Origin of the sequence: Stenotrophomonas maltophilia group sp. RNC7, from assembly GCF_030910085.1 — a bacterium.
Taxonomy (GTDB): domain Bacteria; phylum Pseudomonadota; class Gammaproteobacteria; order Xanthomonadales; family Xanthomonadaceae; genus Stenotrophomonas; species Stenotrophomonas sepilia.
Window position 1 is genome coordinate 1 of sequence record NZ_JAVFVN010000090.1, and the last position, 947, is coordinate 947.

At 52.5% G+C, this 947-nt stretch carries 1 pseudogene; it reads left to right on the top strand.

The window, feature by feature from the left end:
* Positions 1 to 947: pseudogene (locus RCF13_RS00865) on the top strand (hypothetical protein); the annotation flags it as partial.

The following is a 947-nucleotide window of genomic DNA, read 5'->3' on the forward strand; positions in this document are numbered from 1 at the left end:
GATCAGGGATGCGTCCATCGAATTCATCGAGAACGATCTTGCAGCGCTCATAGCTACTCTAAACGAGATGAAGACGCAGCGCGTCATATCATTCGTGCAGACGGACGCACCGCAGTACAAGCCTCTGCTACGCTACCTGCCATCTTTCATCAGGGATATTGCTCCAAACGCAAGCAGAACGGATATCGAATTCGCATTGCACCGCGAACTTCATCGACGTGAGGTCGCACTCAAGCGGGAGAGCGGAAAAATCCTGGTAGAGGCAGCAAAACTTAAAGACTACGACGGATACCGTTACCGCCTAGCTGAATTCCTTGAGCAGTCTAACGAGCTGGGTGCTAGTGCACTCGCCCAGTACGTTATGCACCGGAAGATCGTGATCGAGCTGTTCGACAAGGCGCTTTCAACGGACCGCAAGACGGAAAAATATCCGTTGGAGGAGGCAGTTCATAACATTCTCTTTCCAATGCGCACAACGGATAGGGATACGCTCTACTCGCAGCATAATCTTTGGATGATCGACGAACGTCTGACTTATCACTGGTTCTTGTCGTCCGACAAACCGCTTAGGAAGCTGGACGAATTTCAGTCGAAGTCGTCCTTGAGGCCGGATCTCTTCATATTCGACCGAAAGATCACCTTTTCCGAAGGTGAAGAGGGGCAGCAGCCCGTCAATAGCTTGGTCGTCGTCGAGTTCAAGCGACCGCAACGAGATGATTACTCCGACCAGGAGAACCCACTCCAGCAGGTCCTTGATCAGATACGCGACATCCGTAAGGGACAAGTCAAAGACGAGAAAGGCCGGCCCATCACGCTGGCTTACGAGAAGGTTCCGACCTTTGCGTACATCATTTGCGATATCACGCCGTCGCTGCGCGAAGTGCTAATCGATCGAGACGCCACCGGCACGCCCGATGGCCTTAGCTATTACGGGTTCCACAAAAACC